The organism is Metabacillus niabensis, assembly GCF_902829255.1.
Classification (GTDB): Bacteria; Bacillota; Bacilli; order Bacillales; family Bacillaceae; genus Metabacillus; species Metabacillus niabensis.
In genome coordinates this window covers 1-9,888 of sequence record NZ_CADEPK010000204.1, presented here as the reverse complement: position 1 = coordinate 9,888, position 9,888 = coordinate 1, and the positions used below count along the sequence as shown (strand labels likewise).

Sequence of the window (9,888 nt, the reverse complement as noted above, 5' to 3'; positions counted from 1 at the left end):
GTATATTTTATACTAAGTTTAGTATATGAATGGAATTTCTTCTGCTATAAAATACATTTTGTAAGCGCTTCTATAAAGGTGTCTTAAAGAATTGAAAACTTTCTAAATAAAGGAGATATATAGTATGACAAACAATAGCATTCCAAGAAAGGAATATCCGCGACCACAGTTTGAACGAACAGATTGGATGAACTTAAATGGTGAATGGAATTTTAAATTTGATCAAGAAAACAAAGGGGAAAAAGAAAAATGGTACGAGGGAGCCGACTTTGATAAAAAAATAATCGTTCCATTTACATATGAAACAAAGGCTAGTGGGATAGGAGAGGAGAAATTTTGTCCAAATGTTTGGTATCAAAAAAAGATAGAAATCCCACCTCAGTATAAAAATAAAAAGATTTTGCTCCATTTTCAAGCTGCCGATTATATCACTAAGCTTTGGGTGAACGGTATGTTTGTCGGAGAAAGGAAGGGAGGACAAATCGCATTCTCCTTTAATATAACGGACTACTTAGCAGAGTCGAATGAATTGAATATTGTTGTGAAAAACGAAGATAGTCAAAGCTGCTTTCAACCGCGTGGTAAGCAAAGATGGATGGATAATAGCTATGAATGCTGGTATGTGCAAACAACGGGGATATGGCAAACGGTATGGCTTGAGTTTTTAAATGAAGTACATCTTCAGTCAGTTAAAATAACGCCAAATATCGATACAGAATCCGTGGAGTTTACGTATGAGCTTTCAGGAAAACCCGATCCAGCTCTAGTCTTAAGAACTTCGATTTCTTTTAAGGGACAGCAAATTAAAACAGTTGATCAATCCGTTATCCGCACAACTCAAACCTTTACTACAAATATTACAAGTGAATTTCACCACTGGAGAGTTTTCCATTGGAGTCCAGGAGCACCTAACTTATATGATGTTGAATTTACATTAATGAAGGATAACGAAGTAATCGATCAAGTAAGGTCTTATTTTGGGATGAGGAAGATTTCAATTGAGAACGGAAATGTATTACTTAATAATATTCCGCTCTATCAAAGGCTTATTTTAGACCAAGGATATTGGAAAGATTCTCATTTAACACCACCTAGTGAAGAGGCGATACTAGAGGATATTGATAAGGTATTAGAAATGGGCTTTAACGGAGTAAGAAAACATATGAAGGTTGAGGATCAACGCTTCTTATATTGGGCAGATAAAAAAGGCCTTCTTGTTTGGTCAGAAATGGCTGCAACGTATGAATTTTCAGATGAGGCGGTTCAAAGCTTCACAGAGGAATGGTTAGAGGTTGTCAAGCAGCATTATAATCATCCAAGTATTATTACATGGACACCTTTCAATGAATCTTGGGGTGTGAAAAATATATATACAGATCGTAAGCAGCAAAAATTTACAGAGGCAATCTATCATCTTACAAAAGCGATCGATAGTATGAGGCCTGTTATCGTAAATGATGGCTGGGAGCATACGATTTCAGACATTCTTACTTTGCACGATTATGTTGAATATGGCGATGAATTTGTAAATCGCTATAAAGATAAACAAAAAATTGTTAATAATGAAATCGCATTCAATAAATTTAAGCATGCAATGGCACAGGGCTATGAATATAAAGGGCAGCCTATCATCGTAAGTGAGTATGGTGGAATAGCCTTCAATTCAGAAAAGGGCTGGGGCTATGGTGATCAGGTAGAGAGTGAAAAAGACTTCCTATATCGTTATGAATCTATTACACAAGCAATTAAGGATACTTCTTATATAAGTGGATACTGTTATACACAAATTACAGATGTACAGCAAGAGGTTAATGGTCTTCTAAATGAAGAGAGGGAACCAAAAGTAGACGTAAAGAAAATAAGAGAAATTAATAGAACATAAATTCCCTTAAATAGACGAGTAGCGACATGAAATGATTGGGAAATAACACATTCAATAGTAATTGTATACGTGTTTAGTCTCTATTGACTGGAATTACTTATTTCAGTCAATAGGTTCATATAAAATTTCATCGTTCTTACAAAAAGCTAAGTTGAGGGGGAGATAACTTACATAATGCTGCGGTAATAGATTAAGGAAAACGACAAATAGGGGGAAGAGTATGAAAAAAACAGCTGTTTTAATGTTCACTATCCTTTTAGTATTTGTGATGGCTTTATCAGGATGTAGTTCATCTAGTAGCTCAGGGTCTGATTCAGCGAAAAAAGAGATTGTTTACTGGAATCCGTTTACTGGGCCGGATGGAGAAAATATGAAACAAATCGTTAATGACTATAATAAGACAAACCCAGAATACAAGATTAAGAATGTTTCAATTACTGAGGGGGATATGTATACGAAAATCCCGACAGTAGTAAATTCAGGCAAAGGGATCCCTGATTTAACCATTGTTCATGCTGAGAGAATTAAACAATTTGTGGACAGTGATATGTTAACACCTTACGATGACTATTTGGCGGACTACCCAGAATTGAAAGCAGAAAACTATGTACCTGCAGGATGGAATATTGGAGATCTGAATGGAGGTAGATATAGTATTCCGTTAGATGTACACAGCTTTGTCATGTATTACAATAAAGAGCTGCTAGAAAAGTATGCTCCAACAGCTCTTGATGATAACGTTGTTACATTTGATGAAATAAGAGAAGCGGGGGTAAAGTCTAGAAAAGACGGTATTACTGGTTTTGGATTCACTTGGACTCGACCAATCTTCTTATCCATTTACAATCAATTAGGCGGAGACATCACGAACGATGGTGTAACCCCAACTCTTAATACTCCTGAAGCGAAGCAGACACTAGAATTATTAAAGGGTTTAGTTGATGACAAAATTACGAACAAAGATGGGGAAGACCCTGGACAGCTATTCAAATCCGGTAAAGCCATTTTCTATCCAGAAGGAATATGGATGCAAAATAGCTTAAATGAAGCGAAAAAACTAAATTGGGGCTTAACAAACTTCGCGCAAGTTTCACCTGATAAAATTGTCAACTGGACATCATCACATCAATTCGTCATGTTTAAGGATGAGAATCGCTCTGAAGAGAAAGCAAAAGGAATAATGGATTTCTTAGATTATGTTAGACAAAATTCACTTCCATGGGCAAAAGCAGGACAAAACCCAGCGGCATTAGAGACGTTGGACAATCCAGAGTATAAGGAATTACCACAATCATTCTTAGTACAGGATCCTGAATTACAAAAAACATTAAAAATCTTTGATTATAAGTACAATGGCTTTGTAGTAGAAGAGGTGGATAAATTAGTAGGCGATGCAGCATTTGGAAAGCTTGACATCACTGAAGGACTGGAAAAAGCTCAAAAGGCTGTAGAGGATAAAATAAAATCTAATAAATAATCGCTTTCTTGCAGCTAGATTAACGGAGCATTATTTGAGAATGGCCCACGAGGCAGTCCTCCTGGGTCATCCTCTCTCTATTCGATAACTATTAGAATAGGAGTTAAAAACTATGATAAATACTGAAGAGAAAGTAAATATGTCCTCAGTAATCGTGAGAAATTCAAACAAAAAAAGGTTGAATCTATCGCCATATCTATACATTGGACCCCATCTCATTTTATTTGCAGTTTTTTTTCTATTGCCAACCTTATATGGTATTTATATTTCGTTTACCAATTGGGATTTGGTGAGTGATCCTGAATTTGTTGGACTGGCAAATTATACAGAAATTTTATTAAATCAAGATTCCACATTTTATGAACAACTCCGAGTCGGATTAGGGAATACATTCAAATTTGTGCTTTTTACAGTTCCATTTTGTATTATCATCCCATTGCTCTTAGCTGCTGCACTTAATACGAAACCAAAAGGTATGAAATTTTTCCAAGCGTTATTTTATATGCCATCATTATTTTCTGTATCTGCTGTCATGATTATTTTTGCTATGCTCTTTAGTGTTTCATTTGGTCCAATTAACCATTATTTAAATGTTGATACGAATTGGCTTTCTACACAGCCATATGCCTGGATTGCATTAGTGATTGTAACAGTATGGTGGACAATTGGGGCAAATATGATCATTTATCAGGCAGCCCTTAACGGTATTTCCAAAGACTTGTATGAAGCCGCTGCTATAGATGGTGCAAATAATATTCAAAAATTCTTTAAAATTACCCTTCCTAGTATAAGAGCACAAATCTTATATACCGTTGTTATTACGACAATTGCCCAATTTAATGTTTATGGGCAGCCGCTTATGTTAACAAAAGGGGGACCAACGAGCTCAACAACCGTATTGCTAATGTATATACAAGAGAATGCATTTGGTTCTGGTATTTCGATAGCTGGTATTGGCTCAGCAATGGCAGTTGTTCTTGGTTTATGTATTATGGTAGTTTCGACAATTCAATTTTTCTTTTTAAGACAACGTGATTAGGGGTGTTTTCCTTGAAGAAAAAACCAGTTTCTAAAATCATTTCATTACTCTTTTTGCTATTCATGGCGTTTATTTGGCTAAGTCCATTATTGTACACATTCCTAACTACATTTAAAAGTGAAGCAGATATTCAATCAAATGCTTTTACAATTCTACCAATTCATTGGGTTATTGGTAACTATCAGGATGTTTTGTTTGAAAACACAAGTGTACCTGTTGCGAAGTGGTTTATGAACTCACTCATTATATCGGTATCACAAACACTATTAGTTTTAGTGATTGTTTCTTTAGCAGGTTATGGTTATTCAAGAATGAAATTTAAAGGGAGAGATTCGATCTTTGTCTTTTTAATGGCAACGATGATGTTCCCAGCAGTTGTAAACCTTATCCCACTTTATAAAATTATTGATACATTAGGTTGGGTTAATCACTATATGGCTGCGATTGTTCCTGGCGCTGCTGGAGTATTTAATATTTTTCTCGTAAGACAATTTATGCAAGGAATCCCAAAAGATTTTGATGAATCTGCTAGAGTTGATGGTGCCTCAGATTTTCAAATTTTCACTAAGTTAATCTTGCCGCTTATTAGACCAGTATTAACGGTTGTCGCGTTGTTTACCTTTACAGGCTCTTGGAATGACTTTCTATGGCCATCGATTGTGTTTAATGATATTGAAAACATGCCAATTACACCAGGATTACAATTGCTTCAAGGGATGTATGCACTTGATGTTGCCCACGCCTTAACAGGAGCATTGATTGCGATTGTTCCAACCTTTATTCTTTATCTATTTACACAAAAATACTTTATGGAATCACTATCTTTGTCATCAGGTGTTAAAGGTTAAGAAAAATGGTCGATGTTTACTCGTAAGATAAGGAGGTTAAAAGATGAATAGAAAGCTAGAGAGAAGACTCGTTTTGATCGGTTCTATATGGCAAATTGTCTCAGGTCTCCTAACAATCTTTGTTTATGCTTCTTTTATAAAAAATGAGGGTATGCATTCTTCGTATAATACTCTAGCTAAGCTTGAAGCGGCTCAGTCTGTTTTTGGTAGCTTGTATATGTTTTCTGTTTCCTTTGGGATGTTGTTTGTTATATTAGGTATTTTAAACCTCGTGTTAGGAAAGTCGCTGAAGGATGATAAAGCCGAAAGAAGGAAACCTATTTGGTTTATCCTCTTAGGGTTATCGTCCTATATTGTGATGGATATTATAGGTTCATTTATGTTTTTATCTGCAGGCATTCTCGCGTTAGCGAAAAATAAATCTGTAAAAAGGATGCAAGCCTATCATGTACAAAATTAATCTTCGAAATGTCAACGCTTACATCTGAAATAATAATTAGGAGGAGATTTTCCTGAAAAAGCTCATATCAATGGCATTGATGGTTAGTTTTATTGCCGCTATTCCTATCTCTTCTTCAGCTTATAGCAACCCATTTAAATTGCCTAACTCGTGGAAATGGGATACAGGTGTATTTTATGGGGAAGGGGATCCATACATTTTAAAGCATAACGGCATGTATTATCTATACGTTAGTACAGTAGATGATAAAAGTGGGATAAAGGCATGGCAGTCAGAAGACTTGGTTAATTGGGAATATTATGGCTTGGTAACAGAGGACCCTAGTACGAAGGCTGCTTATGCACCAGAGGTTGTGTATTGGAATGGTAGCTTTTACATGTACACATCACCTGGTGGAAATGGACATTATGTTTATAAAAGCACAAGTCCACTAGGTCCTTTTGTTAGGAAAACAGATAACTTAGGCATGGGAATAGATGGACATGTGTTTATTGATGATGATGGAAAATGGTATTTTTACAGTACTGGAGACCAAAGGATTGATGCTCGGCCAATGGCAGATCCCTTTACATTCGGTGAAGCATCAAAAACTGGGGCGGAAATGAATGGTTGGACAGAAGGACCAACTATTTTGAAAAGAAATGATAAATATTATATGACGTATACAGGAAATCACGTTTGGAATAAGGCTTATCGTGTTGATTATGCAAGTAGTGATAGCCCGATTTCACATTTTTCTCCTAGCATTGAACAAAATCCAATTCTCCTAAATACGGAAGGCGCAAATGTTGGACTAGGTCATAATTCTGTAGTACGTGGACCTGATCTTGACTCTGAATATATTGTATATCATAGTCATGCAAACCCAGGGAGATATTTGAATCTTGATCGGATTGCTTGGAACGGAGATAAAATGCTTGTTCTTGGTCCAACGACTGCAAAACAACCAAACCCTGATATGCCTGACTTCAGTGAAAGGTTCTCCGCGTCTTCATTTGAAAAGAATTGGGACAATATTAGTGGAAGCTGGAGCGTCTCATCAGCTATGGATGGATGGCTTCAGCAAACAAAAATCGATCAAGCAAATCACTATAAAATCATCACGAAACATTCGACTGCATCAAACTATACAGCTGAATTTAATATGAAATCAATCGAACAAGGGGCAAGCAATGATTCACGCTTTGGAGCGATTTTTTCCTATAAGGATGAAGATAACTATGGCATAGCGGTATTGAATCCTAACAAAAATCAATTAGAAACAGCTTTTAAAGTAAATGGAGTTGAGCAAGAGCGGAAAACAACAGCTTTACCTGATGGCTATGACTATTCAAAGCTTCACCAAATTCGGGTAGAAAAATCATCTTCAACAGTTAAAATCTTTGTAGATGGAATGCATAAACAAACACATGAAATTGCTGGGCTAAATGGTGGAAAGGTTGGATACACAACATCTGATGTTCATGCAGCTTTTGGCTATACAGCTTTTAGCAATAAAGTAAATGGGAGTAACGTGTTTGATGCATCCAAGCCGATCCCAGGGGAAATTGAAGCTGTTCATTACAATACAGGCGGTGAGGGAAAGGGTTATCACGATACGACAAAGGGAAATAACCATGGGGTATACAGACAAGATGACGTTGATATGAAAGCAACTACTGATGGGGGATACATTGTAAGCCTTAATGGTAATAAAGAATGGCTAAACTATAATGTGAATGTTGCGAAAGCTGGCACCTATAATATCGATTTACGAGTATCCTCCTCTAGTAAGAATGCACAAGTAAAGCTGATCTTAGATGACAGCTTGGATTTAACAGGTGAAATAAATATCCCACAAACAGACGAGTGGAAAACACTTTCGATAGAGGGGATCGACTTACCAGAAGGGCAGCACACAATAAAAGTAGTTAGTGAGAAGGGAACATTTGATTTAGCTACGATGAATTTCCAAGAATATAAGGATGTTGAGAACATCGTTTATGACTTTAATAATGGAACAAGTGATGGCTGGGAAGAAATAGAAGGATTTTGGACGGTAAATACAAATAAACAAAGTGCCTTTGATGCTTACAAGCCAATTCCAGGCACGATAGGAGCTGCCTATTATATAACTGGAGGAGAAGGGGTTGCATACCATGATACAACAGCTGAAAATATTGGTGGGGTATTAAGAGGGGACTCTGTAGATATACGTGACAATCCAAAAGGTGGTACTGCAGTTGGCTGGAATCAAACAGGAGAATGGTTTAAATACAATGTATCTGTCAAAGAAACAGGTCTCTATAATGTTCAAATAAATACGGCTACAACATTTAATACAGCAAAGGTTCGTTTATGGCTAGACGATGACATCGATTTGACAGGTGTGTTAGATGTTCCAAACACTGGTGATTGGAATAATTGGCGGCCTGTATTGAAAAAAGGAATTACCTTACCTGAGGGAGAGCACACGATTAAAGTGGAAATAGTAGAAGGAGAATTTGATTTTACTAGCCTAGATTTTACATCGTTTGATATTCATAAGCCAGTGCCAGGAATCATTGAAGCAGAAGACTATAATCTTGGCGGTGAAGGAGTAGGATATCATGATAACACTGAAGAAAATATCGGTGGAAAATACCGTGAAGATTCAGTAGATATTCGGGAAAATCCTGAAGGCGGGTACGCTATTACCTCAAATGAAACCGGAGAATGGCTAGCATATGACGTAGACATTGAAGCAGAAGGCACTTATGGTTTAGACATTGTTGCGTCAGCGATCAAAGATGGAGGTAAAGTTAAGCTCCTGTTAGATGATAAGATTGATTTAACAGGTGAAATTGATATACCAAATACAGATGGTTGGAATAAATGGCAAAACATTTCATTGCAGAATATTTCATTACCGGCCGGGAAACATACGTTAAAGCTTGTAACGGTACAAGGAGAGTTTGATTTATCAAGGTTAACACTGCATCGATTTGATTTCCATAAGAAGCTTCCAGGAGAAATCATGGCTGCTGAATATATCACCGGTGGAGAAGGTGTTGCCTATCATGATAATTCTTCCGCAAACATTGGTGGTCAATATAGAAGAGATTCGGTAGATATTCGAATCAATCCAGAGGGTGGCTATAATGTAGGCTGGAATCAGGCTGGAGAATGGTTAAAATATAATGTCGACATTGAAAAAGCCGATCATTATCAATTGGATATTAAGGTTGCTACTGAATTTGAGGGAAGTCAAATTAGACTTTGGCTTGATGATACCGTTGATCTCACTGGGATTATTGATGTTCCAAGAACAGGTGGCTGGGATAACTGGGAAAGTGTCATAAAAGAAAATATCTCTCTACCCGCTGGAAAGCATACGATTAAGGTTGAGATGGTAAAGGGAGAATTTGACTTTAGAAGTATTGCTTTAACAAATGCTGGAGAGAATGAACAACCAGCTACTGAAGGGGAATATCATACAGCACAAGGGACTTTTGCGAAATCGGTAATTGGAGATAGCAAGTGGAAGGATTATTCGGTTGAAGCGGATATAAATATTGGTAAAGGAATAGGTGACGGTGGGATCATTTTTAGAGTGAATAATCCAGCTAATGGTATTGAGCTTAATCAAAACAATCCTGACTTTTTGCAAGGGTATATTGCATATATTAACAAGGACGGCGTTCATTTAGGAAAATTTAATTACAATTTCGCCTACTTATCAGGAGCAAAAATAAGTGAACCATTAAATACATGGCACCATGTGAAGGTAGTTGCGAAAGGAACGAATATCAAGATATTTGTTGGAGATATGGATACGCCTAAAATAGACTATACAGATAATAGCAGCACAGCATTTACCTATGGAAAAGTAGGACTAAGATCAAATAAAAATCACACGATCTTTGATAATTTTGTTTTGAAACCTCTCGAAACAAATCATTCATCGATTAAAAGCGACCTTGATAGATTGAAAGAAGCTAGTGAAATTAGTCAAAGTGCATATAAGCAATTAACAAATAAGCTTGAACAATCAAAGCAGCATGCAGAGAAAGGGAAGGTGAACCAAGCGGTGAAGCACCTTCATGACTTTCGAAGACTTTTAGAAAACGGAAAAGAAAGTGAAGTACCTGAAAGTTTAAAACAAGTTCTTGAAGCTGACTCACTAAGGCTAATTAGAAAAATAGAGAATAGTAAGTAGAGAGA

6 protein-coding genes are annotated in these 9,888 nt (G+C 36.6%); all 6 read left to right on the top strand.

The features are described 5' to 3' along the window. The first annotated feature begins 124 nt into the window (after window positions 1-124). Complete coding sequence (locus HU235_RS13580) at window positions 125-1,882, top strand: glycoside hydrolase family 2 protein (RefSeq protein WP_174880543.1); 1,758 nt, start codon at window positions 125-127, stop codon at window positions 1,880-1,882. Between the two features lie 220 nt (window positions 1,883-2,102). After that, window positions 2,103-3,359 carry an extracellular solute-binding protein gene (locus HU235_RS13575; protein WP_174880542.1) on the top strand — a complete coding sequence of 419 codons (1,257 nt, stop codon included), beginning with the start codon at window positions 2,103-2,105 and terminating at the stop codon, window positions 3,357-3,359. Window positions 3,360-3,471: 112 nt separating this feature from the next. Further along, window positions 3,472-4,398 carry a carbohydrate ABC transporter permease gene (locus HU235_RS13570; RefSeq protein ID WP_174880541.1) on the top strand — a complete coding sequence of 309 codons (927 nt, stop codon included), beginning with the start codon at window positions 3,472-3,474 and terminating at the stop codon, window positions 4,396-4,398. Window positions 4,399-4,400: 2 nt separating this feature from the next. Then, window positions 4,401-5,246, top strand: coding sequence for a carbohydrate ABC transporter permease (locus tag HU235_RS13565; protein ID WP_307190837.1), 846 nt, complete (start codon window positions 4,401-4,403; stop codon window positions 5,244-5,246). Between the two features lie 43 nt (window positions 5,247-5,289). After that, the gene (locus tag HU235_RS13560) at window positions 5,290-5,706 is read left to right on the top strand and encodes a hypothetical protein (RefSeq protein WP_145580556.1); all 417 of its coding nucleotides are present in this window, start codon (window positions 5,290-5,292) and stop codon (window positions 5,704-5,706) included. A gap of 70 nt (window positions 5,707-5,776) precedes the next feature. Next, window positions 5,777-9,883: a carbohydrate-binding protein gene (locus tag HU235_RS13555; protein WP_174880540.1), complete on the top strand. Its 4,107-nt coding sequence runs from the start codon at window positions 5,777-5,779 to the stop codon at window positions 9,881-9,883. The last annotated feature ends 5 nt before the right edge of the window (window positions 9,884-9,888 follow it).